The sequence below is a fragment of the Pseudomonas sp. MB-090624 genome, from assembly GCF_003205245.1.
In the GTDB taxonomy this organism is placed as follows: domain Bacteria; phylum Pseudomonadota; class Gammaproteobacteria; order Pseudomonadales; family Pseudomonadaceae; genus Aquipseudomonas; species Aquipseudomonas juntendi.
In genome coordinates, this window is sequence record NZ_QJRK01000035.1 from 37,951 (window position 1) to 61,451 (window position 23,501).

The following is a 23,501-nucleotide window of genomic DNA, read 5'->3' on the forward strand; positions in this document are numbered from 1 at the left end:
TACGCCGCTTACTTAGCGGCGCGCTCCTTGGCGATCAGTTGGTCGGCGACATTCAGCACGCCTTCGGGCCCACCTGCGGTACCCAAGTCGAAGCGGTACTTACCGTTGACGACCATGCTCGGTACCCCAGTGATTTCGTACTTCTTCGCCAGTTCCTTGTCCTTGTTGAACTGGCCCTTGACGGCGAAAGAGTCGAAGGTGGACAGGAACTTGTCCTTGTCCACGCCCTGGGTGGCGAGGAAGTCGGCCATGTCTTTCTTGTCGGTCAGGCGCATGTGCTGGTTCTGGATAGCGTCGAACACCGCTGCGTGCACTTTCTGCTCAACGCCCATGGCTTCGAGGGTCAGGAACATCTGGCCGTGGGCATCCCATGGGCCACCGAACAGGGCGGGTACGCGCTTGAAGTTGACATCCTTGGGCAGTTTTTCGACCCAGGGGTTGAGCGTCGGCTCGAAATGGTAGCAGTGAGGGCAGCCGTACCAGAACAGCTCAACCACTTCGATCTTGCCAGGCTCGGAAACCGGAACAGGGTTGCTCAGCTCGATATATTCCTTGCCGGCAGTGGCGGGCTCTGCGGCCTGCACCGCTGTCATACCGAATACGCTGGCGGCGACCAGCGCAGCGCTGAGAATCAGTTTACGCATGCTTTACTCCTGAGCAATCATGGGTCGCCACTACGCGACCTGCCTTGAGACAGGCCGGGAAGGGCTTGAGTTCTGTAGTGTACCGGCTACGCACTGAAAAAAGGGTAGCCCAGCCACCCTTTCATCATTGGCCTGCAACATTAACTGAAAGTTAATGCGAAGCCCCTGAAGGCATGTGCAGCACCTGCAGGACCGCGCCGCCAGTCAGTGCAGGCCCTGGATATAGCTGGCCAATGCCTCGATATCGTGGTTGCTCAGCTTGCCGGCAATGGTGCGCATGGTCATGGCATCGCCGTCGTTGGTGCGGTTGCCTTCACGGAAGTCGGTCAACTGCTTGGTCACGTACTGGGCATGCTGCCCACTCAAGTGCGGGAAACCGGCCAGGGCGATACCCGCGCCATTGGGCGAGTGGCAGCCGGTGCAGGCGGGCATGCCTTTTTCCAGGTCGCCGCCGTTGAACAGCGCGCGGCCGCGCTCGACCAGTTTGGGGTCGGCAGCCCCCACGCTGCCTTTCTGGCTGGCGAAGTAGGCGGCGATATCGGCCAGGTCCTGGTCATTGAAAGCAGCCAGCATGCCGGTCATTTCCAGCACGGTACGTTTGCCCGACTTGATGTCGTGCAGTTGTTTTTCCAGGTAGCGCTGGCCCTGGCCAGCCAGTTTCGGGAAGTTGGGTGCCAGGCTGTTGCCGTCGGGGTTGTGGCAGGCGCCACAGACGGCCGTCTTGGCCTGGCCGGCAGCGGCATCGCCTTTGATAGGTTGCGCAGCAGTGGCCGCACCTGCGACACCCAGGGTCAACAGCAGACTCACGACTAGTTTGTTCATCAGCTAATCCAACACGGCTAAGGGTGAAATGTTATGTATCGGGACTGCCACTCATCCAAAGGATGACCAAACGGTAGTCCTCGGCACTGCAGTCCATGCACAATCCACGCGGCGGCATAGCCTTGAAACCCTGGGTCACATGCCGGACGAGTACATCCATACCTTGCGCCAGCCTTGGCTCCCAGGCTGCCCGGTCACCCTGCCTGGGTGCCTGGGGCAATTGCCCGGTGTGGCAAGCCGCACACGTGCGGTTGTACAACACCTCGGCATCCTGTGTAGCCTGTGCGCTGAAATACGGCAGGAACATACCGACAGCTAGCAGCCATTTCGCCAGGCGAAACGACCTGACAGGGTTGGGGGACGCGCTGCGTTCTGATGCGCAAGCTATAGTTCGGCACCCCATGCCCGTTCCCCTTCGCTGGGAGAATGGGCACACAAAAACTGGGGCATTATATACTTCTGTCAGCCAAACGGAAACGACACCGCTTGCCGGCCTAGGCTTTGGCAACACCCACATCGGATATCCCATGCAAGTCAAGAACCCCATCCTCGGCCTCTGCCAGAAAGCCAAATTCGCCCTCAGCGCAGCCAAGGTCGAACAATGCCCGGACGATCAGGGCTACGAGGTGGCCTTTGCGGGCCGTTCCAACGCCGGCAAATCCAGCGCCCTCAACACCCTGACTCACGCCAGCCTGGCGCGCACCTCGAAAACCCCCGGGCGCACCCAGCTGTTGAATTTCTTCAGTCTGGACGATGAACGGCGTTTGGTCGACCTGCCAGGTTACGGTTATGCCAAGGTGCCGATTCCGCTCAAGCAGCACTGGCAGAAGCACCTGGAAGCTTATCTGGGCAGCCGTGAGTGCCTGCGCGGCATCATCCTGATGATGGACGTGCGCCACCCCATGACCGATTTCGACAAGATGATGCTCGACTGGGCCAAGGCCAGCGGCATGCCGATGCACATTCTGTTGACCAAGGCCGACAAGCTGACCCACGGCGCGGGCAAGAACACCTTGTTGAAGGTGCAATCGGAAATTCGCAAGGGCTGGGGCGACGGTGTCACCATCCAGCTGTTCTCGGCGCCCAAGCGCCTGGGCGTGGAAGAGGCCTATCGGGTGCTGGCGGGCTGGATGGAGCTGGAAGACAAGCCAGTGGCCTGAAGCCTGCAGCGCGGAGCATGGCCTGGGCTTCGCCCAAGCTCAGGCCAAATTGCGGGCAAAAAAAACCCCGGACTTCGTATGGGGAGGGGGAAGTTCGGGGTCCAAGTCCGGACCGCTAGGGCGGGGTCCAGATATCTGCCAACACTTAACACAACATAGGAGCATCGAAAGGCTTCACCAGCCATTCAGTTACTCTGAGTTCCGCTTCACTGGTTTAGTTCCGAAGCCCTGAAAACTATTTGCGATAGTTTCATGAAAGCCCAGCCCCGCGCGCGCCAGCGCTGCCAGGATCCGCGTCACCACGTCGCAGATCCTACACAGCTTTTCCGGTTCAATCAGTGAGCTTCGTCCCAGTTCGCACCAATTCCTGCTTCTACCAGCAGCGGCACATCCAGCTGCGCCGCCTTGCTCATGTGCTGGCGAATTTCATCTTTGACCTGTTCAACCAGGTCCTCGCGCACCTCAAGCACCAGTTCGTCGTGAACCTGCAGGATCACCCGCGCGTCCAGGCCGCTCTCGCTCAGCCAGTTATCCACGTTGACCATGGCGCGCTTGATGATGTCGGCGGCGGTCCCCTGCATGGGCGCGTTGATGGCGGTACGCTCGGCGCCCTTGCGCAGGGCCGGGTTCTTGGCGTTGATGTCTGGCAGGTAGAGGCGGCGGCCAAACAGGGTTTCGACGAAACCTTGCTCGGCAGCCTGGGTACGGGTGCGCTCCATGTAGGCCAGCACCCCGGGGTAGCGGGCGAAGTAGCGGTCGATATAGTCCTGCGACTGCTTGCGGTCGACGCCGATCTGCTTGGCCAGGCCAAATGCGCTCATGCCGTAGATCAGGCCGAAGTTGATGGCCTTGGCTTTGCGACGCTGATCGACGGTGACGTTTTCCAGGGCTACACCAAAGACCTCCGCCGCCGTGGCACGGTGCACGTCCAGGTCATTGCGGAAGGCGTGCAGCAAGCCTTCGTCCTTGGCCAGGTGGGCCATGATGCGCAACTCGATCTGCGAGTAGTCGGCCGCCAGCAGCTTGTAGCCTGGGCTGGCGATGAACGCCTGGCGGATTCGGCGGCCCTCGGCGGTACGGATCGGAATGTTCTGCAGGTTCGGGTCGCTGGACGACAGCCGGCCAGTCGCCGCCACCGCTTGCTGGTAAGAGGTGTGAATACGCCCGGTACGCGGGTTGATCTGCCCCGGCAGCTTGTCGGTGTAAGTGCTCTTGAGCTTGCTCAGGCTGCGATACTGCATCAGTACTTCGGGCAGTGGGTAACCCAGCTCCGCAAGCTCGTCGAGCACCGCTTCGGCGGTAGACGGCTGGCCTTTGGCGGTCTTGCTCAGCACCGGCATGCCCAGCTTGTCGTACAGGATCGCCCCCAGTTGCTTGGGCGAGCCCAGGTTGAACTCCTCGCCCGCCAGCTCGTAGGCGCGCCGTTCCAGTTCGGCCATTTTCTCACCCAGCTCACCGCTCTGGACGTGCAGCAGGGCTGCATCGACCAGTGCGCCCTGGCGTTCGATCTTGGCCAGTACCGGCACCAGCGGCATCTCGATGTCCATCAGCACCGGCTCCAGGCTTGGGGTCTGGGCCAGGCGGGCCTGCAACGCATGGTGCAGGCGCAGGGTGATGTCGGCGTCTTCGGCAGCGTAGGGGCCCGCCTTGTCCAGGTCGATCTGGTTGAACGTCAGCTGCTTGGCGCCCTTGCCGGCGATATCCTCGAAGGCGATGGTAGTGTGGTCCAGATACTTTTGCGCCAGGCTGTCCATGTCATGCCGGGTGGCCGTGGAGTTCAGCACGTAGGACTCGAGCATGGTGTCATAGGCAACACCACGCATCGCGATGGCGGGCGAGCCGTTGGCGAGGATGTTGATATCGTATTTGGCGTTCTGCCCGACCTTGGCCTTGGCCGGGTCTTCCAGCAGGGGCTTCAAGGCCAGCAGCACGGCGTCGCGGTCCAGCTGGGCCGGCGCGCCCTCGTAGTCGTGGGCCAGCGGAACGTAGGCCGCTTCATGGGGCGCCACCGCGAACGACAGGCCGACCAATTGGGCCTTCTGGGCGTCCAGGCCGGTGGTTTCGGTGTCGAACGCGAACAGCGGCGCCTGGCGCAGCTTCTCCAGCCAGGCATCGAAGCGTGCCTGGTCGAGGATGGTTTCGTACTTCGGCTCGACCTTGGCCACCGGCTCCGCGACCGGCGCAACGTCATCACCCACCCTGGCAGCCTCCCGCTGCACGTCGGCAACCCAGCTCTTGAACTCCATCTCGGTGTACAGCGCCAGCAGCGCATCGCGGTCAGGCTCGCCGCATACCAGCGCCTCGACCTCGACGTCCAGCGGCACGTCGACCTTGATGGTAGCCAGCTCATACGACAGGAAGGCCGCGTCGCGGTGCTCTTCCAGCTTGGCCGGCAGGGTCTTGGCACCGCGAATGGCCAGTGCCGGCACCTTGTCGAGGTTGGCGTACAGGTCGCTGAGGCCGCCACCAATACCGGTCAGCAGGCCCACGGCGGTTTTCTCGCCCACACCGGGCACCCCGGGGATGTTGTCGACCTTGTCGCCCATCAGGGCCAGGAAGTCGATGATGTGCTCCGGGCCGACGCCAAACTTCTCATGCACGCCCGCCACGTCCAGCACGCTACCGGTCATGGTGTTGACCAAGGTAATGTGGCCATCCACCAGCTGCGCCATGTCCTTGTCACCGGTCGAGATGATGACCGGGCGGCCCAACGCGGCGCTGCTGCGCGCCAAGGTGCCGATCACGTCGTCGGCCTCGACCCCTTCGACGCACAACAGCGGGTAGCCAAGGGCCTTGACGCTGGCGTGCAGCGGCTCGATCTGCACCCGCAGGTCGTCGGGCATGCTCGGCCGGTTGGCCTTGTATTCGGCGAACATTGCGTCACGGAACGTGCCACCCTTGGCGTCGAACACCACGGCAAAGAGGCTGTCGGGGTATTGCTTGCGCAGGCTCTTGAGCATGTTCAGCACACCCTTCACCGCACCGGTCGGCATGCCCTTGGACGTGGTCAGCGGCGGCAGCGCGTGAAAGGCGCGGTACAGGTAGGAGGAACCGTCCACCAGGACGAGGGGCGCTTGGCTCATGAGCAGAATCAACCTTTTCGACGGGTCCGGCGCTAGAATAGCCAGAATCATTGACGACAAAGGGACTAGGTTATCATGCGTACACTCAATCGCCTGTTACTGCTCGGCCTGTTGGCAACCACGCCGGTCGTCACCCTGGCGGCGGAAGACGCCCCCTCGGCCGATCCCGAGGTGACCATTCGCACGGAAGGCGACAAGACCATCCAGGAATACCGGCAGAACGGCTTCCTGTATGCGATCAAGATCACACCGAAAAACGGCAAGCCTTATTTCCTGGTACGCGCCGATGGCACCGATGCCAACTTCATTCGATCCGACCAGCCGGACATGCTGATTCCGTCCTGGAAGATCTTCGAGTGGTAATCTGACGCGCACCGTTCACATCAACCCGGCACTTCCCGGCGGAAGTGCCCGTATGGGCAATTTTTCATCATGTCAGTCTTCACCCCCGTGACCCGGCCTGAGCTGGAAACCTTTCTGGCACCGTACGCGCTGGGCCGCCTGCTCGACTTCCAGGGCATAGCCGCCGGCACCGAGAACAGCAATTTCTTCGTCAGCCTCGAACAGGGGGAGTTCGTGCTGACGTTGATCGAACGCGGGCCCAGCGAGGACATGCCGTTCTTCATCGAGCTGCTCGACACCCTGCACGCAGCCGACATGCCGGTGCCCTATGCCGTTCGTGACCGCGACGGCAACGGCCTGCGCGAGCTGTGCGGCAAGCCTGCACTGCTGCAGCCAAGGCTCTCAGGCAAGCACATCAAGGCGCCCAACGCGCAGCACTGCGCCCAGGTGGGTGAGCTGCTGGCGCATATACACCTGGCCACCCGCGGCCGCATCATCGAGCGCCGCACCGACCGTGGCCTGGACTGGATGCTGGCTTCAGGCGCCGAGCTGCTGCCACGCCTGACTGCCGAGCAAGCCGCGCTGCTGCAACCGGCCCTGAACGAAATCAACGCGCACAAGGCGCAGATCCTGGCGCTGCCGCGAGCCAACCTGCATGCCGACCTGTTCCGCGACAACGTGATGTTCGAGGGCACCCACCTGACTGGCGTGATCGACTTCTACAACGCCTGCTCCGGGCCGATGCTGTATGACATCGCCATCACCGTGAACGATTGGTGCCTGGATGAGCAGGGCGCAATCGACATGCCGCGTGCCCAGGCGCTGCTGGCGGCCTATGCCGCACTGCGGCCGTTCACCGCTGCCGAGGCCGAGCTGTGGCCTGAGATGTTGCGGGTAGGCTGCGTGCGCTTCTGGCTGTCGCGGCTGATTGCGGCAGAATCGTTTGCCGGGATGGATGTGATGATCCATGACCCGAGCGAGTTCGAAGTGCGTTTGGCACAGCGCCAGCAGGTGGCGTTGCACCTGCCATTTGCCCTCTAGCCCTTTTCAGCCTCTTCGCGGGCACCTGTGGGAGCGGGCGTGCCCGCGAAGAGGCCGGAACAGGCTTACAACTGCTCCAGGCACCCAGCCAAGTCGCCACCCAGCTTCTCCAGCAAGCGCTCATAGCCCTTGCCATCCACCGGGTCAGTACCACCCAGTGCATCCAGCTCGGCCAGACGCACCGGTAGGCCGGCAGTCAGGGTCTCGGCCAGGCGCGGGCGCAGTGGCGGCTCGCTGAACACGCAGGTCTTGCCCACTTCCTGCAGGCGCTTGCGCATGGCGGCCACATGCTGAGCCCCCGGCTGCACCTCGGACGCCACGCTGAACACGCCAGTGTGCTTCAGGCCATATTCCGCCTCGAAGTAGTCGAACGCCTCGTGGAACACGAAATACGGCTTGCCAGCGATACCCGCAACCCGCGCTTTGATTCGCTCATCCAGCGCATCCATACGGTCTGAAAAGACCTTCAGGTTGTGCTGGTAGCGCGCCGCATTGGCGGGATCGGCCTGGGCCAGGTCCGCAGCCATTTTCCCCGCGATTACCCGCGCGTTGACCGACGATAGCCACAGGTGCGCATCCAGGCTACCTGGGCGGTGGTCATGGTCATGCTCATCGTGGTCCGCTTCCTCATGGGAATGGCTGTCTTCGCCAAAGTGGCGCAGCTTCATGCCTGGCAGCGACTGCACGGCCACGGTTGCCTTGCTGCGACTGCCCAATACGCGTGGCAGGAAGCTCTCCATGTCCGGGCCGATCCAGTACAGCAGGTCGGCATCGCCCACCCGCCGTACGTCGGATGGGCGCAGGGCATAGTGGTGCGGCGAAGCACCTGGCGGCAGCAATACCTCAGGGCTGCCAACACCCTCCTGCACGGCAGCGGCAATCTGTTGCAGCGGCTTGATGCTGGTCAGCACACGGACATCGGCCTGGGCCGAACAGGCGATGAATGCGACAAAAAGGACTAGAAATCGGGACACGGTGAATACTCGAGTCGTGAGAAACGGGTAACATAATAACGTCTCCATACAGAATCGTCGCTGCCCATGTCCATCACGCCGCTGGCCAACCGTCCCCATGATCACTCCCATTGCGTGCATAGCGCACTGGCTGAAGCTGATGCCTTGTGCACCCGCCAGGGCCTGCGCCTGACCGCGCTGCGCCGCCGGGTGCTGGAGCTGGTATGGCAAAGCCACAAGCCGCTGGGTGCCTACGACATCCTTGCCGTGCTCAGCGAGCAGGACGGCCGCCGCGCTGCACCGCCCACGGTGTACCGCGCACTGGACTTCCTGCTGGAAAACGGCCTGGTGCACCGCATTGCCTCGCTCAACGCGTTCATCGGCTGCAGCCACCCCGAGCACGTGCATCAAGGCCAGTTCCTGATCTGCCGTGCATGCCACGTCGCCATCGAGTTGGAGCAACACAGCATCAGCGAGGCCATCATCGACAGCGCCAAGGGCGTGGGCTTCACGGTCGAGACCCAAACCGTGGAAGTGGTCGGCCTGTGCGGCAATTGCCGGAGCGCGGCATGAGCGATGCCCTGATCCGCCTGGAACAGGTGGGCGTCAGCTATGGCGGCGAGGCGGTGCTCGACAGCATCGACCTGTCGGTGGCGCCCCGCCAGATCGTCACCCTGATAGGCCCCAATGGCGCGGGCAAGACCACCTTGGTGCGCGCCGTGCTCGGGCTGCTCAAGCCGCACCGCGGCACGGTATGGCGCAAGCCCAGGCTGCGTATCGGCTACATGCCGCAAAAAATCCAGGTCGATGCCACCCTGCCGCTTTCCGTGCTGCGCTTCCTGCGCCTGGTGCCGGGGGTAGACCGGGCAGCAGCCGTATCGGCCCTGCAGGAAGTGGGCGCCGAACAGGTTATCGACAGCCCGATCCAGACCATCTCCGGTGGCGAGATGCAGCGCGTCCTGCTGGCGCGTGCCTTGTTGCGTGCGCCGCAGTTGCTGGTACTCGACGAGCCGGTGCAAGGGGTGGATGTGGTCGGCCAGACCGAGCTGTACAACCTCATCACCCGGCTGCGCGACCGCCATGGTTGCGGCGTGTTGATGGTGTCGCACGACCTGCACCTGGTCATGAGCGCCACCGACCAGGTGGTGTGCCTGAACCGCCATGTCTGCTGCTCGGGTCACCCGGAACAGGTCAGCAACGACCCAGCCTTTGTCGAACTGTTCGGGCAGAACGCACCTAGCCTGGCTGTTTATCATCACCATCACGACCACAGCCACGACCTGCATGGCTCGGTGGTCGCCCCCAGCCCCCACGTTCACGGAGAGCACTGCAAGCATGGCTGATTTTCTTCTTTACGCCTTGCTTGCAGGCCTGTCCCTGGCCGTTGTCGCGGGCCCGCTCGGCTCTTTCGTGGTATGGCGGCGCATGGCGTATTTCGGCGACACCCTGTCCCATGCCGCATTGCTGGGCGTGGCCATGGGTTTCGCCCTGGATGTAAGCCCGGCCCTGGCCGTCACCGTTGGCTGCCTGTTGCTGGCGGTGCTGCTGGTGACCTTGCAGCAACGCCAGCCGCTGGCCTCCGACACCCTGCTCGGCATCCTCGCCCCCAGCACCTTGTCACTGGGCCTGGTGGTGCTCAGCTTCATGCACGATGTGCGTATCGACCTGATGGCCTACCTGTTCGGCGACCTGCTGGCCATCAGCACCACCGACCTGGCCTGGATCCTCGGCGGCAGTGCGCTGGTGCTGCTGTTGCTGGGCGTGCTCTGGCGGCCGCTGTTGGCGGTTACCGTGCATGAGGAACTGGCCATGGTCGAAGGCCTCCCCGTAGCCGGCCTGCGCCTGGCGCTGATGCTGCTGATTGCGGTGGTGATCGCCGTGGCCATGAAGATCGTCGGCGTGCTGCTGATCACCTCGCTGTTGATCATCCCCGCTGCTGCGGCGCAGCGCCACGCCCGCTCGCCCGAGCAGATGGCGCTGGGTGCCAGCCTGCTGGGCATCACCGCGGTCTGCGGTGGCCTGGCCATGTCCTGGTTCAAGGACACCCCCGCCGGGCCGTCGATCGTGGTCTGTGCAGCGGTGCTATTCTTGCTGAGCCTGGCCCTGCCAAAGCGCTGATTACAGGGCGTGCTCAGGCACGCCTTGCAACCTTTTCCCGGGTAAAGGGTCTGTAAGACCTGTTTTCGAGCGTGCGCACCTGGGTGTAGACTTGCTCGCTTTTTGCGCAAATAGAGAATCGCAGGAATGAAGCCGTTCGCCTCCCGTTATCTGCTTGTTGCCGCGTTTTCACTGTTCCTGGCTGCCTGTTCCAGTGCGCCGGTGGAACAGGCCACCGCACCTGCCCAAGCCGATGCCTGGCAGCAGTTGCAACAAAACATCGCCAGCAACGAGCTGGCCACCGCCGAAGACCAGCTGGCTGCCCTGCAGGCCCAGGCGCCCGACGACGCACGCCTGGAGCAATACCAGCGCCAACTGGCCGAAGCCTACCTGCAGCGTAGCCAGATCGTGCTGCAAAAAGGTGACGTGAATGCCGCTGCAACGGCCTTGGCCCGTGCCCGGGCGCTGATGCCGCAAGCCCCTGCGGTGACCGGGGGCGACGCCGTGAGCCAGGCGCGCAAGGCCGAGCTGGCCAAAGCCGAAGCGGCGCTGAAGGCCGCCGAGGCCAAGCCCAAGGCGCTGATCATCGACCCGACCGCACCCAGCACCGTGGTGGCCCTGAAAACCACCGACAGCCGCGCCATGCGCCGCCAACTGGATGACATTGCGGCAGACGTGGTGAGCTATGACTGTGAAGTGGTGTTCCAGGTGCCGCGCACCCACGACGCGCCCTGGCTGAAAACCTTGCTGGAGAAGCGCGTGCGCAAGATCGACAGCGGGTTTGAGCTGAAGCAGAAGCATGAAATTCAGCGCTCGCTGCCGGCGCAGGTGGTTCTGGTGCCGCATCAGCGCTGAAAACGCTGGGGCGCTGGGGCTGCTTTGCAGCCCTTCGCGGGCACGCCCGCTCCCACAGGGGATCGCGCATTTCTTGAGTTCAGCGCCAAACGTGTGGGAGCGGGCGTGCCCGCGAAGGGCCGCAAAGCGGCCCCAAATTACCTAATTGCCTGGTATCAGGCCGGCACAGCCTCCGCAGCAGCCTCCCGCTCCCAAACCCGATGCCCCTCTACCGCCTTGACGAAGGCATCCATCACTTTCTGGTCATCCCCCACCAGCAGGCCCTTGTCCTCCTTGAGCCCCAGGCCGCTGACCAGGTCTTTGGTCAGCACCATTGCCTTGAGGTGCTTATAGCCTTCCAGCAGGAAGTGCTTGGCCAGGCCGCTGGCCGCCAGCGCATCGGTAGAGGCCTTGCCCGCCGGCACCACAACCCCGTCGAACATGACCGACGGCATACCTTCCATCGACGCATCCACCGGTAGCTGTTTGCCGTCGGCCGCCTTCACCGGCGCCGACGTCGGCCCCAGCAGCATGGGCCGTGCACTGTGGGCCTCCAGCGCTTTCACCAGCTTGTCGACACTGGCCGCGTCCACGCCATCGGCCACCAGCACTGCAATCTTGCGGCCTTTGATGCCTACCGAACCAGGGTGGTTCATTTGGCTCAACGCCTTGGACTGCGCCAGCTTGCTACCTTTCACCTGGACCGTACCCTGCTTGGGTGCGGGCAGCCCCAGGTTCGCCGCGACAGCCGCCGCCAGTTTCAGGTCGATATTGGCAAGAATCTCATTCACTTCCCGCTGGCGAATGCTTTCACGCTCCACCTTGCCCAGCTCGAAGCTGTAGGCCTTGATGATGTGCTGTTGCTCGGTAGGGCTCATGCTCTGGAAGAACAGCCGCGCCTGCGAGAAGTGGTCGCCAAACGAATCGCTGCGCTGGCGGATCTTGTGCGCATCGATGCGCTCCTGGTAGCTCTCGAAGCCACCATCCTGCGCAGCAGGTGGGGTTTCCTTCGGCCAGCCGCCATCGATGGAGTTGGGCTCATACGAAGCACGGCCCTTGTCGATGGTCATGCGGTGCATGGCGTCGCGCTGGCCACTGTGATTGGGCGCCACCGGCCGGTTGATCGGGATTTCATGGAAATTCGGCCCACCCAGGCGGCTGATCTGTGTATCGGTGTACGAGAACAGCCGGCCCTGCAGCAGCGGATCGTTGGTGAAGTCGATACCGGGCACGATATGCCCCGGGCAGAACGCCACCTGCTCGGTTTCGGCGAAGAAGTTGTCCGGGTTGCGGTTGAGCACCATCTTGCCCAGCAGCGTCACGGGCACCAACTCTTCAGGGATGAGCTTGGTAGGATCGAGCAGGTCGAAGTCGAACTTGTGCTCGTCTGCCTCGGGCACGATCTGCACGCCCAATTCCCACTCTGGGTAGTCACCGGTCTCGATAGCTTCCCACAGGTCGCGGCGGTGGTAGTCGGTGTCTTTGCCGGCCAGTTTCTGCGCTTCGTCCCACAGCACCGAATGCACGCCCTGGCGCGGCTTCCAGTGGAACTTGACGAAGCTGGCCACGCCTTCGGCGTTGATCAGGCGGAAGGTGTGTACACCAAAGCCTTCCATCATGCGCAGGCTACGGGGAATGGCGCGGTCGGACATCGCCCAGATCACCATGTGCGCCGATTCGGGCACCAGCGAAACGAAATCCCAGAACGTGTCATGGGCCGAGCCACCGGTCGGCATTTCGTTGTGCGGCTCAGGCTTCACGGCATGCACGAAATCCGGGAACTTGATCGCGTCCTGGATGAAGAAAACCGGCATGTTGTTGCCAACCAAGTCGAAATTGCCTTCATCGGTGTAGAACTTCACGGCAAAGCCGCGCACATCACGCACCGTGTCACCCGAGCCGCGTGGCCCCTGCACAGTGGAAAAGCGCACGAACACCGGGGTGATCTTTTCCGGGTCCTGCAGGAAACCCGCCTTGGTCAGTTCGGCATGGCAGCCATAGCTCTGAAAATACCCGTGCGCCCCGGTACCGCGGGCGTGCACGATACGCTCCGGGATACGCTCATGGTCGAAATGGGTGATCTTCTCGCGCATGATGAAGTCTTCAAGCAGCGAAGGCCCGCGCGCACCCGCCTTCAGGCTGTTCTGGTTGTCGGCGATCTTCACCCCTTGGTTGGTGCGCAACGCCTGGCCGGTAGCATCGCTACGGAACGGCTCCAGGCTCTGCAGCTTGGCATTGGTGTTGGCCCGGTCGGGGGTCTGGGTGCCGGCGGCCTCACTGTGCTTGGGCGCGTCCGTTTTCTTGCTGGGCATGGGTCGGCTCTCCTCGTCAGTCTTCAGGCATGCCCGTTCGGGCTTGTTCTGGTAGTGACTGGAGGGGAGCGGCGAGCGTTCAATCAGGTTTACCGATTGTCGCCATATACCCGAAGGATTGGTGCCTGACGAAATAAATGCTAAGAACAGCCAGGGGAAAAGGCTAAAATGCGCCACCCCAGCTAACCGCTGACCCAAATTCCATGCGCCCCACAAGGTTCGCTACGTGATCGAGTTCCAACAGGTACACAAGACCTACCGCGTTGCCGGTAGGGAAATCCCCGCATTGAATCCGACCAGCCTGACCATCGAAGATGGCCAGGTGTTCGGCCTTATCGGCCACTCCGGCGCCGGCAAGAGCACCATGCTGCGTTTGATCAACCGCCTTGAAGAGCCTTCCGGCGGCAAGATCATCGTCGATGGCGAAGACGTTACCGCGTTCAACGCCAGCCAGCTGCGCGGCTTCCGCCAGCAGGTCGGGATGATTTTCCAGCACTTCAACCTGCTGGCTTCCAAAACCGTCGCCGACAACGTGGCACTGCCACTGACCCTGGCCGGCGAGCTGTCGCGCAGCGAAATCGACAAGCGCGTCACCGAACTGCTGGCCCGCGTCGGGCTCTCGGACCACGCCAAAAAGTACCCGGCGCAGTTGTCGGGTGGCCAGAAGCAGCGCGTCGGTATCGCCCGCGCCCTGTCTACCAACCCCAAGATCCTGCTGTGCGACGAGGCCACCAGCGCCCTCGACCCGCAAACCACGGCTTCGGTCCTGCAATTGCTCGCCGAAATCAACCGTGAGCTGAAGCTGACCATCGTGCTGATCACCCACGAAATGGACGTGATCCGCCGGGTCTGCGACCGCGTGGCGGTGATGGATGCAGGGCAGATCGTCGAGCAGGGCTCGGTGGCCGAAGTATTCCTGCACCCGCAGCACGCCACCACCAAGCGCTTCGTCCAGGAAGACGAGCAGGTCGACGAAGGCGAGCAACGCGACGATTTCGCCCACGTCCCGGGCCGCATCGTGCGCCTGACCTTCCAGGGCGATGCCACCTACGCACCGCTGCTGGGCACCGTGGCCCGTGAAACCGGTGTGGACTACAGCATCCTTGCCGGGCGTATCGACCGCATCAAGGATATCCCCTATGGCCAGCTCACCCTCGCCCTGATCGGCGGTGACATGGAAGCGGCGTTCGCCCACTTCAAGGCAGCTGACGTACATATGGAGGTACTGCGTTGATGGACGCCCTGAATTTCTTTGCCAACGTCGACTGGGCCGAAATCTGGCTGGCCACCGTCGATACCATGATCATGCTGTTCGGCTCGCTGTTCTTCACCGTGCTGCTCGGCTTGCCCTTGGGCGTGCTGCTGTTCCTCTGCGGCCCGAAGCAGATGTTCGAACAGAAGGGCGTGTATGCGCTGCTGTCGCTGGTGGTGAACATTCTGCGCTCGCTGCCGTTCATCATCCTGCTGATCGTGATGATCCCGATCACGGTGCTGATCACCGGCACCTCGCTGGGTGTCGCCGGCGCCATTCCGCCGTTGGTGGTGGGTGCTACGCCGTTCTTCGCACGGCTGGTGGAAACTGCCCTGCGGGAAGTGGACCGCGGCATCATCGAGGCGACCCAGTCGATGGGCGCCACCACCCGCCAGATCATCACCAGCGCGCTGCTGCCTGAGGCCCGTCCGGGTATCTTCGCGGCCATCACCGTCACCGCCATTACCCTGGTTTCGTACACCGCCATGGCCGGTGTAGTCGGTGCCGGTGGCCTCGGCGACCTGGCGATCCGCTTCGGTTACCAGCGTTTCCAGACCGACGTGATGGTGGTCACCGTGGTACTGCTGCTGGTACTGGTGCAAGTGCTGCAAAGCGTGGGCGACAAACTGGTCGTACATTTTTCCCGTAAGTAACCCCAATGGGGTCGGCCTGGCCGACCCGTTCGGGGGCCGTCGCGGCCCTCACAAGGAGTGATCAATGAAGAAGCTGCTTGCTGTTGTCGCCGCTGTCGCGGCCTTCTCGGCCAATGCTGCCGAAACCCTGACCGTCGCCGCTACCCCGGTGCCACACGCCGAAATCCTCAACTTCGTCAAACCGGCGCTGGCCAAAGAGGGCGTGGAACTGAAGGTCAAGGAGTTCACCGACTACATTCAGCCGAACGTGCAGGTGGCGGAAAAGCGCCTGGACGCCAACTTCTTCCAGCACCAGCCGTACCTGGATGAATTCAACAAGGCCAAGGGCACCGACCTGGTGAGCGTGGTAGGCGTGCACATCGAGCCGCTGGGCGTGTACTCGACCAAGATCAAGAAACTGGACGAACTGCCTTCCGGGGCTACCGTGGTCATCCCGAATGATGCCACCAACGGCGGCCGCGCCCTGTTGCTGCTGGACAAGGCCGGCGTGATCAAGCTCAAGGACAACAAGAACATCCTGTCGACGGTGAAGGACGTTGCCGAGAACCCGAAGAACATCAAGTTCCGTGAACTGGAAGCCGCCACCATCCCGCGTGTGCTGACCCAGGTGGACGCGGCGCTGATCAACACCAACTACGCGCTGGAAGCCAAGCTGAACCCCGAGAAAGATGCCCTGGCCATCGAAGGCAGCGATTCGCCCTATGTGAACATCCTGGTTGCCCGCCCGGACAACAAGGACTCGGACGCGATGAAAAAGCTGGCAACGGCGCTGCACTCGCCTGAGGTGAAGCAGTTCATTACCGAGAAGTACAAAGGCGCTGTGGTTCCGGCGTTTTAAGCCTCGCAATCGCGCTGGCTTCTTCGCGGGCACGCCCGCTCCCACAGGGACATCGCTAGCCTCAGGCCTTGTGATATCCCTGTGGGAGCGGGCGTGCCCGCGAAGCTTTCAATGCCCCATCAATCCCGTTTGACCAACCCAGGCAACTGCGTCACCAGCTTCTGGTTGTTGAACGGCGCGCGAATGAACCCACGCTGACGCCCGTCCGGCCCGACCACCGCCAGGTTGCCGCTGTGGTCCACGGTGTAGCCCGGCTTGCTGGTATCTGCCGGAATGAATGGAATGCTCAGGGCATTGGCCAGCTTCTGGGTATCTTCGATCGACCCCGCCACCCCAATGAAGTCCTTGTCGAAATAAGCCAGGTACTGCTTCAGCTGGTTCGGCGTGTCGCGGTTCGGGTCGACGCTCACCAACACCACCTGCAACCGGTCGACAGCATCCTTGGGCAGCTCGCTCTTCACCTGGCGCAATTGGGCCAGGGTAGTCGGGCAGATGTCCGGGCAGTAGGTGTAGCCAAAGAACAGCAGCGACCACTTGCCTTTCAGTTCATCCAACTGCACCGGCTGGCCATCCTGGTTGGTCATGGTTACATCTGCCACGGCGCGGCTTTGCGGCAACAGGATGATACCGGCATCGATCAGCTCGACAGGGTTGGGCTGGTCGCGACCCTTGAGCACTTTGTTGACGGTAAGGCCCATGATCAGCGCGACCAGGGCAACGAGGACAAAGACGGTTTTCTGGGTTCGGGTCATAGGTTCAGCAACAGGTAGTGGTCGAGAAGCAACGCGATGAACAGCGCGAACAGGTACACGATAGAGTACTTGAAGGTGCCGATCGCTGCGTGCGGCCGGCTGCCACGGTACAACACCCAGGCCCATCGCAGGAAGCGCAGGCCCAGGGCCAGGGCACAGGCCAGGTACAGCGGGCCGCTCATGTGGATGGCGTAGGGCAACAGGCTCACCGCCAGCAATATCAGGGTGTACAGCAGGATGTGCAGCTTGGTGTAGCGCTCACCGTGGGTCACCGGCAGCATCGGAATGTCGGCCTTGGCGTATTCCTCCTTGCGGTGGATGGCCAGGGCCCAGAAGTGCGGTGGGGTCCAGGCGAAGATGATCAGCACCAGCAGCAACGGCTCGGCACTGACCTGGCCGCTGACCGCGACCCAGCCCAGAAGGGGTGGGGCAGCGCCGGCCAGGCCGCCAATCACGATATTCTGCGGCGTGGCGCGCTTGAGAAAACCGGTGTAGAGCACCGCATAGCCAAGCAGCGAGGCCAGGGTCAGCCAGGCAGTGAGGGCGTTGGTGAAAATCAGCAGCAGGGCCATGCCCAGCAGCGCCAGCGCCAGGGCAAACAGCAACGCCGGCAAGGGCTCGACACGGCCTTGGGCCAGCGGCCGCTTGCGGGTACGCGCCATCAGCGCATCGATGCGCCGGTCGACCACATGGTTGACCACTGCCGCGCCACCCGCGCACAGGCCGATACCCAGGTTGCCGAACACCAACACACTCCAGCCCACCCCCGCACGGGTGGCAAGGAACATGCCCGCCAACGAGGTGATCAACATCAGCACGACCACCTTGGGCTTGGTCAACTCCAGGTAATCGCGCCAGCTGGCCCGCTGGGTGCTCAGAAGCGTCGCCACGACTCGTTCCTCATGTGATGGGAAATGCCAACGCCGGTCACTGGCCGCAAGCGCCAGCCTTGGCCGACACCCACGCGTACCTTGTCGACCACCCGAATGCGGTAGTTCACCAGCACCATGCACAGCAACAGCAAAGCCCCACCGGCGTTGTGCGCCACCGCTATGGCCAGCGGCAGGTGCAGCAGCACATTGCTGATGCCCAGGCCCACCTGCACGGCCAGCGCCAGCAACACCAGGCGCGCGAGGCCGCCAAGGCCACAGCGCTGCAGTTTCCAGCTGAGCATCAGCAGCACGCAGGTGACCACCAGCGCGCCCAGCCGGTGGCTGACATGGATGGCCGTGCGCGCATCACTGTCCAGCTGCCCCCCCAGGTAGTTGGGGCCAACGTGCTGGGTCAGGTGGAAACCATTGCTGAAGTCCGCCGCCGGCCACCACTGGCCATGGCAGGTGGGCAGGTCGATACAGGCAACCGCTGCGTAGTTGGCACTGACCCAGCCACCCAAGGCGATCTGCCCGATCACCACCAGCAAGGCCAGCGCAGCGACCCGCCGCAGGCTGAGCGGCATTTTGGGCAACGGCGCAAAGGCCCGCGAAAGCCGCAGGGTTAACAGGAACAGCAGGCTCAACGTGGTAAAGCCGCCCAGCAAGTGGGCCGTGACGACCTGCGGCCAAAGCTTCAGGGTGACCGTCCACATGCCGAACGCCGCCTGGGCCAGCACCACACCCAGCAACAGCACAGGCAGGCGATAGGGTTGCCCTTCGCTGTGGTGCCGGCGCACTGCCTGCAAGGCGAGCAAGGCGATGACCACGGCAAGGCTGCCCGCGAAGTAACGATGAACCATTTCGGCCCAACCCTTGGCCGGCTCTACCGGGTGTTCGGGAAAATGCAGTTCGGCATGGGCCAGCTGCGCTTCGCTTTTGGGTACGCTGATGAAACCGTAGCAACCGGGCCAGTCGGGGCAACCGAGGCCGGCGTGGGTCAGGCGGGTATAGGCACCGAGCAGGACGACCAGCAGTGCCAGCAGGGTGGCGCACACAGCAAGGCGGAATCCGGGTCTGGCCATGGCAGGCTCCTAGCCGATATTGGACAGCTTGAGCAGATGGCGCAGGTCATCCAGCACATGCTTGCCGTTGACCTTGGCGCCGTAGCGCAGCACCAGGTTGCCGTGCGGATCGACGATCCACAGCTGCGGGGCAACCTCGCCGACCTGCTTGAGGTAGCGCGGCGCATCCAGCGGGTAGCGTTGCAATTGCGGGTATTCGCGCCCGAGCAGGGCCTGGTAGTCGGCGCTCAGCGGCTGGGCGGCGGCCAGCGCATGGCTGGCCCGGCTGGCATCACGGCCCAGGCCGACCTGGATCTGCCGGGCCAGGTACACCAGCCGCTGGCATTCCTCGGCACAGGCCTGCGGCGCGCTGACCAGCAACTGCCAGCGCCCGTCTTCGCCGGCCACGCCCAGGTCGGCACGGCTCTCACCGTTGCCGATCATGGCGCCGTGGTAACTGCGGCCCTCCGGCACCCAGAAGTTGAGTTTGTACATGCTGGTGGCCAGGACCATCGGGCCAAGCACCACCAGAAGAATCAGCAACAGCTGCAAACGCCCGCGGGCTTTGGGTTTGCTACGTTCAGGCACGTCCAGTGGAGTGGCGGTGGCCATGGCTTTTCTCCTTGTTTTGGCGCCAGCCGAAATAGAGGTAGAGCAGCACCAGGGCGATCGCCAGGGCAAACCACTGCACGGCGTAACCCATGTGTTTTTCCGGGCCCATGGCCACGATGGGCCAGCCCAGGCGGTAGCTTGCCGGGCCAGGTTCCAGGCGCAGTTCGTGGGCGAACCCCTCACGCCCGAGCTGCGCCCACAGTTGTGCCGCGTCGATGGCGGTCAACAGGTGCGGCCACTGGCCGCCGACGGGGTCCGGGTGCAGCTGGAACGTGTTGCCGCGTACCACATACACCGAGGCGTCGAGGGCCAAGGCCTGGGCGGGGGTATCGAAGTGCACCGGTACGCGGCGGTCCGGCCAGGGAAGCCAGCCGCGATTGACCAGCAGCCACAGGCCGCTGGCCTGGTCGTGGAAGGGTTGCAGCAATTCGACACCGGCCTGACCGTCGCGCATGCGGTTGTCCAGCAGCACGCTGTGCTCGGCGTCGAAGCGGCCATACAGGTGCACGCGGCGCAAGGCATTGTCTTCGTTGCCATTCAGCTGGCTGGTCGCCAGCGGCGCTTCGATACGTCGCTCGGCGTAGCTGGCCAGCAATGCGCGCTTTTCCTCGGCCCGGCCGAGTTGCCAGCAGCCAAGCGCGATCAGCCCCGGTAGCAGTGCAAGTACCACCAAGGTGGGTACCCAGCCTGGGCGAAACGGCCTCACGGGCGCCTCGCTATACTTATCCACATCACCGCATCCCCCGGGAGTAGCGCCATGCTCAAGGCCGCGATTGTCCTGATGCTGTTGGCCACGATCGCCAGTCTGTTCAGTGGCCTGGTGTTTCTGGTCAAAGATGATGAAAACTCGACCCGCCTGCTGAAAGCGCTGACGGTGCGGGTGACCCTGGCGGCGCTGACCATAGGGCTGGTCGCCTGGGGCTTCATCAGTGGTCAGCTCGTATCTCACGCCCCTTTCTGACGTTTTCACCTCGCCCTGTGGGAGCGGGCATGCCCGCGAATGCGATGTTGAATGCACCGGCGCATTCGCGGGCGCGCCCGCTCCCACAGGGTTCGCTAGTCACAGCACATACACAAAGATGAAAAGCCCCACCCACACCACATCCACGAAGTGCCAGTACCAGCTGGCCGCTTCGAAGCCGAAGTGTTTCTGCGGGTTGAAGTGGCCACGCAGAATACGCACGAACATCACAATGAGGATGATCGTGCCCAAGGTCACGTGCGCGCCGTGGAAACCCGTGAGCATGAAGAACGTAGCGCCATAGATACCCGAGCCCAGCGTCAGCCCCAGCTTGGTATAGGCCTCGTGGTACTCGAAGGCCTGCAGCGCGATGAAGCTGATGCCCAAAACGATGGTCAGCGCCATCCAGCCTTTCAGCGCCCCGCGGTGGTCGCGGCGCAACGCATGGTGGGCCAGGGTGATGGTCACGCTGGAGCTGACCAGCAACAGGGTATTGATCAGCGGCAGGTGCCACGGGTCGATCACTTCCTTGGGCGGCGGGAACAGCTTCGGGTCCGGCGTGTGCAACAGCGGCCAGGTGAACTCGAAGCCGGGCCAGAGCATATGGGCAACACCCTTGGCCCCTTCGCCACCCAGCCACGGCCCCGCCAGCACGCGCACGTAGAACAGCGCGCCGAAGAAGGCCAGGAAAAACATCACTTCCGAGAAGATGAACCAGCTCATGCCCCAGCGGAAAGAGCGGTCCAGCTGCGCGCTGTATAGCCCTGCACGGCTTTCCTTGACCACCGCCCCGAACCAGCCGAACAACATGTAGGCCAGAAACAGAGCACCCACGAAGAAAATCAACGGCCCGTGCGACTCCGGGTGCCCGGCCTTCATGTCGTTGAACCAGGTACCCAGGCCGAACACGCTGATGAACATGCCGAGGGTAGCGATGATCGGCCACTTGCTCTGCGCCGGAACATAGTAATGCTCATGACTTGCCATTGCTGTTCTCCTTCCCTTAACGGGCGCCCTGGACGGCCTGGGCCGCAACTTGAGCGACCGGCGGGTGGCGAGCGGTGATGTCGAACAAGGTGTAGGCCAGCGTCAGGTGCTTCACGCTGGCCGGCAGGTCGCGGTCGACGATGAAGCGCACCGGCATTTCGATGCGTTGGCCGGGTTGCAGCACCTGCTGCGTAAAGCAGAAGCACTCGGTCTTGTGGAAGTACGCCGCGGCTTCGGCGGGGGTGATGCTGGGTATCGCCTGGGCACTCATCGGCCGGTCGGTCGGGTTATGGGCAATGAAGATCATCTGGTTGACCGCACCGGGGTGGACCTCCAGCTGATCGGCGCTGGAGTAGAAGTCCCAGACCATGTCGCTGGCGTTGGTCGACATGAACTGCACCCGGACCGACCGCGAGGGGTCACTGACCTGGCTGCCCTCGTACTGCCCGCCGGTCTTGCCATTGATGCCGAAGGCCTTGCACATCACGTCGTAGATCGGCACCAGGGCAAAGCCGAAGGCGAACATCACCACCGTCAGCATCAGCAGGCGCGTTACCAGGCGCTTCAGCGAAAGGCCTGTCATGGCGGCGCTCCTACTTCACTTCCGGCGGTGTCTGGAAGGTGTGGTAGGGCGCAGGCGAAGGGATGGACCACTCCAGGCCTTCAGCGCCGTCCCAGGGTTTGGCCGGCGCAGGGGCGCCGCCACGGATGCACTTGATGACGATGAACAGGAAGAAGATCTGCGTGGCACCGAACATGAACGCGCCGATCGAAGACACCATGTTGAAATCGGCGAACTGCAGGTTGTAGTCGGGTATGCGCCGCGGCATACCGGCCAGCCCCACGAAATGCATGGGGAAGAAGGCCAGGTTCATGCCGACGAACGACAGCCAGAAATGCAGCCTGCCAAGGGTTTCGTCATACATGTGGCCGGTCCACTTCGGCAGCCAGTAGTAGGCCGAGGCGAAGATGCCAAAGATGGCCCCAGGCACCAGCACATAGTGGAAGTGCGCCACCACGAAGTAGGTGTCGTGGTACTGGAAGTCGGCCGGTGCGATCGCCAGCATCAGCCCACTGAAGCCGCCGATGGTAAACAGGATGACGAAGGCTATGGCGAACAGCATCGGGGTTTCGAAGGTCAACGAGCCTTCCCACATGGTGCTGACCCAGTTGAACACTTTCACGCCGGTGGGCACCGCAATCAGCATGGTGGCGTACATGAAGAACAGCTCGCCGACCACCGGAATACCGACCACGAACATGTGGTGCGCCCACACGATGAACGACAGGAAGGCGATGGCCCCGGTGGCGTACACCATCGAGGTGTAGCCAAACAGGGGCTTGCGCGAGAATGCCGGGATGATCGAGCTGACCGCGCCAAAGGCGGGCAGGATCATGATGTACACCTCGGGGTGGCCGAAGAACCAGAACACATGCTGGAACAGCACCGGGTCACCACCGCCAGCCGCACTGAAGAAACTGGTGCCGAAGTGGATGTCCATCAACATCATGGTCACCACCCCTGCCAGCACCGGCATCACTGCAATCAGCAGGAACGCAGTGATCAACCAGGTCCAGACGAACAGTGGCATTTTCATCAAGGTCATGCCGGGGGCACGCAGGTTCAGGATGGTCGCGATCACGTTGATCGCCCCCATGATCGAGCTGACACCCATCAGGTGGATGGCGAAGATGAAGAAGGTGACGCTGGCCGGGGCATAGGTCGTCGACAGCGGGGCGTAGAAGGTCCAGCCGAAATTCGGCCCGCCACCGGGGCTGAACAAGGTTGAAACCAGCAGCAGGAACGCCGCCGGCAACAACCAGAAGCTGAAGTTGTTCATGCGCGGCAGGGCCATGTCCGGCGCGCCGATCATCAGCGGGATCATCCAGTTGGCCAAGCCGACGAAGGCCGGCATTACGGCGCCGAAGACCATGATCAGCCCGTGCATGGTGGTCATCTGGTTGAAAAACGCCGGTTCGACGATCTGCAGCCCCGGCTGGAACAGCTCGGCGCGGATCACCATGGCGAACGAGCCACCCAACAGGAACATGAGGAAGGCGAACCACAGGTACAGGGTGCCGATATCCTTGTGGTTGGTGGTCAGCACCCAGCGCATCAGGCCCTTGGCCGGGCCGTGCGCATGGTCATGGCCGTGGGCGTGGTCGTCGATCACTGCACTCATGTCCTGTCTCCTGCAATCCACTGATTGCCGCGAGTAACCCGG

25 protein-coding genes are annotated in these 23,501 nt (G+C 62.9%); 11 read left to right on the forward strand and 14 right to left on the reverse strand.

All coding sequences use genetic code 11. The features are described from left to right. Positions 1 to 8: 8 nt before the first annotated feature. The 3 genes from dsbA to DMX12_RS19290 all read right to left on the reverse strand — a co-directional run bounded on the left by dsbA (position 9) and on the right by DMX12_RS19290 (position 1,800). Positions 9 to 644 (reverse strand): thiol:disulfide interchange protein DsbA, encoded by a 636-nt coding sequence (gene dsbA / locus DMX12_RS19280; protein WP_110679174.1) that lies wholly within the window; start codon positions 642 to 644, stop codon positions 9 to 11. 204 nt (positions 645 to 848) lie between these two features. Next, positions 849 to 1,466, reverse strand: a complete 618-nt coding sequence (locus DMX12_RS19285) for a cytochrome c (RefSeq protein ID WP_009683585.1) — start codon at positions 1,464 to 1,466, stop codon at positions 849 to 851. A gap of 31 nt (positions 1,467 to 1,497) precedes the next feature. Next, the gene (locus tag DMX12_RS19290; protein ID WP_029886304.1) at positions 1,498 to 1,800 is read right to left on the reverse strand and encodes a cytochrome c5 family protein; all 303 of its coding nucleotides are present in this window, start codon (positions 1,798 to 1,800) and stop codon (positions 1,498 to 1,500) included. A 193-nt stretch (positions 1,801 to 1,993) separates the two neighbouring features. Between DMX12_RS19290 and yihA the strand changes: the two genes are divergently transcribed. Continuing rightward, positions 1,994 to 2,626 carry a ribosome biogenesis GTP-binding protein YihA/YsxC gene (yihA, locus tag DMX12_RS19295; protein WP_009683587.1) on the forward strand — a complete coding sequence of 211 codons (633 nt, stop codon included), beginning with the start codon at positions 1,994 to 1,996 and terminating at the stop codon, positions 2,624 to 2,626. 335 nt (positions 2,627 to 2,961) lie between these two features. Here yihA and polA read toward each other — a convergent pair whose 3' ends face one another. After that, complete coding sequence (gene polA, locus DMX12_RS19300) at positions 2,962 to 5,709, reverse strand: DNA polymerase I (protein WP_161892353.1); 2,748 nt, start codon at positions 5,707 to 5,709, stop codon at positions 2,962 to 2,964. A gap of 75 nt (positions 5,710 to 5,784) precedes the next feature. Between polA and DMX12_RS19305 the strand changes: the two genes are divergently transcribed. Next, positions 5,785 to 6,072, forward strand: a complete 288-nt coding sequence (locus DMX12_RS19305) for a DUF2782 domain-containing protein (RefSeq protein ID WP_009683589.1) — start codon at positions 5,785 to 5,787, stop codon at positions 6,070 to 6,072. Positions 6,073 to 6,141: 69 nt separating this feature from the next. Next, positions 6,142 to 7,092, forward strand: coding sequence for a homoserine kinase (locus DMX12_RS19310; protein WP_009683590.1), 951 nt, complete (start codon positions 6,142 to 6,144; stop codon positions 7,090 to 7,092). Between the two features lie 65 nt (positions 7,093 to 7,157). Here DMX12_RS19310 and DMX12_RS19315 read toward each other — a convergent pair whose 3' ends face one another. After that, positions 7,158 to 8,114, reverse strand: a complete 957-nt coding sequence (locus DMX12_RS19315) for a zinc ABC transporter substrate-binding protein (protein WP_110679176.1) — start codon at positions 8,112 to 8,114, stop codon at positions 7,158 to 7,160. Between the two features lie 18 nt (positions 8,115 to 8,132). Between DMX12_RS19315 and zur the strand changes: the two genes are divergently transcribed. From zur to DMX12_RS19335, 4 genes are all read left to right on the forward strand, one after another. After that, entirely contained in the window at positions 8,133 to 8,618 is a 486-nt protein-coding gene (zur, locus tag DMX12_RS19320; protein WP_054911449.1) for a zinc uptake transcriptional repressor Zur, read from the forward strand. After that, entirely contained in the window at positions 8,615 to 9,388 is a 774-nt protein-coding gene (gene znuC / locus DMX12_RS19325) for a zinc ABC transporter ATP-binding protein ZnuC (protein WP_110679177.1), read from the forward strand. The genes zur and znuC overlap by 4 nt, the downstream gene beginning before the upstream one ends. Next, a complete protein-coding gene (gene znuB, locus DMX12_RS19330) occupies positions 9,381 to 10,163 on the forward strand; it encodes a zinc ABC transporter permease subunit ZnuB (RefSeq protein WP_009683594.1) in 783 nt (260 codons plus the stop codon). The genes znuC and znuB overlap by 8 nt, the downstream gene beginning before the upstream one ends. A gap of 126 nt (positions 10,164 to 10,289) precedes the next feature. Continuing rightward, entirely contained in the window at positions 10,290 to 10,997 is a 708-nt protein-coding gene (locus DMX12_RS19335) for a PA5502 family lipoprotein (protein WP_054904498.1), read from the forward strand. Positions 10,998 to 11,152: 155 nt separating this feature from the next. Here DMX12_RS19335 and katE read toward each other — a convergent pair whose 3' ends face one another. After that, a complete protein-coding gene (gene katE / locus DMX12_RS19340) occupies positions 11,153 to 13,465 on the reverse strand; it encodes a catalase HPII (RefSeq protein ID WP_255326923.1) in 2,313 nt (770 codons plus the stop codon). 49 nt (positions 13,466 to 13,514) lie between these two features. Here katE and DMX12_RS19345 point away from each other — a divergent pair, with 49 nt between their 5' ends. The 3 genes from DMX12_RS19345 to DMX12_RS19355 all read left to right on the forward strand — a co-directional run bounded on the left by DMX12_RS19345 (position 13,515) and on the right by DMX12_RS19355 (position 16,031). Further along, a complete protein-coding gene (locus DMX12_RS19345; protein WP_054911451.1) occupies positions 13,515 to 14,522 on the forward strand; it encodes a methionine ABC transporter ATP-binding protein in 1,008 nt (335 codons plus the stop codon). After that, on the forward strand, positions 14,522 to 15,193 hold the full coding sequence (locus tag DMX12_RS19350; protein ID WP_009683598.1) for a methionine ABC transporter permease: 672 nt from the start codon (positions 14,522 to 14,524) through the stop codon (positions 15,191 to 15,193). Before DMX12_RS19345 ends, DMX12_RS19350 begins: the two co-directional genes overlap by 1 nt. Positions 15,194 to 15,257: 64 nt before the next feature. After that, positions 15,258 to 16,031, forward strand: coding sequence for a MetQ/NlpA family ABC transporter substrate-binding protein (locus tag DMX12_RS19355; protein ID WP_009683599.1), 774 nt, complete (start codon positions 15,258 to 15,260; stop codon positions 16,029 to 16,031). Between the two features lie 119 nt (positions 16,032 to 16,150). Here the strand turns inward: DMX12_RS19355 and DMX12_RS19360 are convergent, their stop codons facing one another. The 5 genes from DMX12_RS19360 to DMX12_RS19380 are packed head-to-tail and all read right to left on the reverse strand — an operon-like array spanning position 16,151 to position 20,034. Beyond that, complete coding sequence (locus DMX12_RS19360; protein WP_110679178.1) at positions 16,151 to 16,783, reverse strand: SCO family protein; 633 nt, start codon at positions 16,781 to 16,783, stop codon at positions 16,151 to 16,153. After that, on the reverse strand, positions 16,780 to 17,673 hold the full coding sequence (gene cyoE, locus DMX12_RS19365) for a heme o synthase (protein WP_009683601.1): 894 nt from the start codon (positions 17,671 to 17,673) through the stop codon (positions 16,780 to 16,782). Before cyoE ends, DMX12_RS19360 begins: the two co-directional genes overlap by 4 nt. Further along, a complete protein-coding gene (locus DMX12_RS19370) occupies positions 17,658 to 18,737 on the reverse strand; it encodes a heme A synthase (protein WP_110679179.1) in 1,080 nt (359 codons plus the stop codon). Before DMX12_RS19370 ends, cyoE begins: the two co-directional genes overlap by 16 nt. Before the next feature lie 9 nt (positions 18,738 to 18,746). Continuing rightward, positions 18,747 to 19,328 carry a hypothetical protein gene (locus tag DMX12_RS19375; protein ID WP_009683603.1) on the reverse strand — a complete coding sequence of 194 codons (582 nt, stop codon included), beginning with the start codon at positions 19,326 to 19,328 and terminating at the stop codon, positions 18,747 to 18,749. Next, complete coding sequence (locus DMX12_RS19380; RefSeq protein WP_110679180.1) at positions 19,297 to 20,034, reverse strand: SURF1 family protein; 738 nt, start codon at positions 20,032 to 20,034, stop codon at positions 19,297 to 19,299. Before DMX12_RS19380 ends, DMX12_RS19375 begins: the two co-directional genes overlap by 32 nt. Before the next feature lie 51 nt (positions 20,035 to 20,085). Here DMX12_RS19380 and DMX12_RS19385 point away from each other — a divergent pair, with 51 nt between their 5' ends. Further along, entirely contained in the window at positions 20,086 to 20,289 is a 204-nt protein-coding gene (locus tag DMX12_RS19385) for a twin transmembrane helix small protein (RefSeq protein WP_003258925.1), read from the forward strand. Positions 20,290 to 20,388: 99 nt separating this feature from the next. On the opposite strand, the gene DMX12_RS19390 is transcribed toward DMX12_RS19385, so the two are convergent. The 3 genes from DMX12_RS19390 to ctaD are packed head-to-tail and all read right to left on the reverse strand — an operon-like array spanning position 20,389 to position 23,459. After that, positions 20,389 to 21,276: a cytochrome c oxidase subunit 3 gene (locus tag DMX12_RS19390; RefSeq protein ID WP_029886292.1), complete on the reverse strand. Its 888-nt coding sequence runs from the start codon at positions 21,274 to 21,276 to the stop codon at positions 20,389 to 20,391. Positions 21,277 to 21,292: 16 nt separating this feature from the next. After that, entirely contained in the window at positions 21,293 to 21,859 is a 567-nt protein-coding gene (locus DMX12_RS19395; protein ID WP_029886291.1) for a cytochrome c oxidase assembly protein, read from the reverse strand. Between the two features lie 10 nt (positions 21,860 to 21,869). Beyond that, complete coding sequence (gene ctaD, locus DMX12_RS19400) at positions 21,870 to 23,459, reverse strand: cytochrome c oxidase subunit I (RefSeq protein WP_054911456.1); 1,590 nt, start codon at positions 23,457 to 23,459, stop codon at positions 21,870 to 21,872. Positions 23,460 to 23,501 lie beyond the last annotated feature (42 nt).

Bases quoted from the DNA above. Each gene is read 5' to 3' on its own strand.
- dsbA (WP_110679174.1), bottom strand. From the start codon at position 644: ATGCGTAAACTGATTCTCAGCGCTGCGCTGGTCGCCGCCAGCGTATTC.
- DMX12_RS19285 (WP_009683585.1), bottom strand. From the start codon at position 1,466: ATGAACAAACTAGTCGTGAGTCTGCTGTTGACCCTGGGTGTCGCAGGT.
- yihA (WP_009683587.1), top strand. From the start codon at position 1,994: ATGCAAGTCAAGAACCCCATCCTCGGCCTCTGCCAGAAAGCCAAATTC.
- polA (WP_161892353.1), bottom strand. From the start codon at position 5,709: ATGAGCCAAGCGCCCCTCGTCCTGGTGGACGGTTCCTCCTACCTGTAC.
- DMX12_RS19305 (WP_009683589.1), top strand. From the start codon at position 5,785: ATGCGTACACTCAATCGCCTGTTACTGCTCGGCCTGTTGGCAACCACG.
- DMX12_RS19310 (WP_009683590.1), top strand. From the start codon at position 6,142: ATGTCAGTCTTCACCCCCGTGACCCGGCCTGAGCTGGAAACCTTTCTG.
- DMX12_RS19315 (WP_110679176.1), bottom strand. From the start codon at position 8,114: ATGGAGACGTTATTATGTTACCCGTTTCTCACGACTCGAGTATTCACC.
- zur (WP_054911449.1), top strand. From the start codon at position 8,133: ATGTCCATCACGCCGCTGGCCAACCGTCCCCATGATCACTCCCATTGC.
- znuC (WP_110679177.1), top strand. From the start codon at position 8,615: ATGAGCGATGCCCTGATCCGCCTGGAACAGGTGGGCGTCAGCTATGGC.
- znuB (WP_009683594.1), top strand. From the start codon at position 9,381: ATGGCTGATTTTCTTCTTTACGCCTTGCTTGCAGGCCTGTCCCTGGCC.
- DMX12_RS19335 (WP_054904498.1), top strand. From the start codon at position 10,290: ATGAAGCCGTTCGCCTCCCGTTATCTGCTTGTTGCCGCGTTTTCACTG.
- DMX12_RS19350 (WP_009683598.1), top strand. From the start codon at position 14,522: ATGGACGCCCTGAATTTCTTTGCCAACGTCGACTGGGCCGAAATCTGG.
- DMX12_RS19355 (WP_009683599.1), top strand. From the start codon at position 15,258: ATGAAGAAGCTGCTTGCTGTTGTCGCCGCTGTCGCGGCCTTCTCGGCC.
- DMX12_RS19360 (WP_110679178.1), bottom strand. From the start codon at position 16,783: ATGACCCGAACCCAGAAAACCGTCTTTGTCCTCGTTGCCCTGGTCGCG.
- DMX12_RS19370 (WP_110679179.1), bottom strand. From the start codon at position 18,737: ATGGCCAGACCCGGATTCCGCCTTGCTGTGTGCGCCACCCTGCTGGCA.
- DMX12_RS19375 (WP_009683603.1), bottom strand. From the start codon at position 19,328: ATGGCCACCGCCACTCCACTGGACGTGCCTGAACGTAGCAAACCCAAA.
- DMX12_RS19385 (WP_003258925.1), top strand. From the start codon at position 20,086: ATGCTCAAGGCCGCGATTGTCCTGATGCTGTTGGCCACGATCGCCAGT.
- DMX12_RS19390 (WP_029886292.1), bottom strand. From the start codon at position 21,276: ATGGCAAGTCATGAGCATTACTATGTTCCGGCGCAGAGCAAGTGGCCG.
- DMX12_RS19395 (WP_029886291.1), bottom strand. From the start codon at position 21,859: ATGACAGGCCTTTCGCTGAAGCGCCTGGTAACGCGCCTGCTGATGCTG.
- ctaD (WP_054911456.1), bottom strand. From the start codon at position 23,459: ATGAGTGCAGTGATCGACGACCACGCCCACGGCCATGACCATGCGCAC.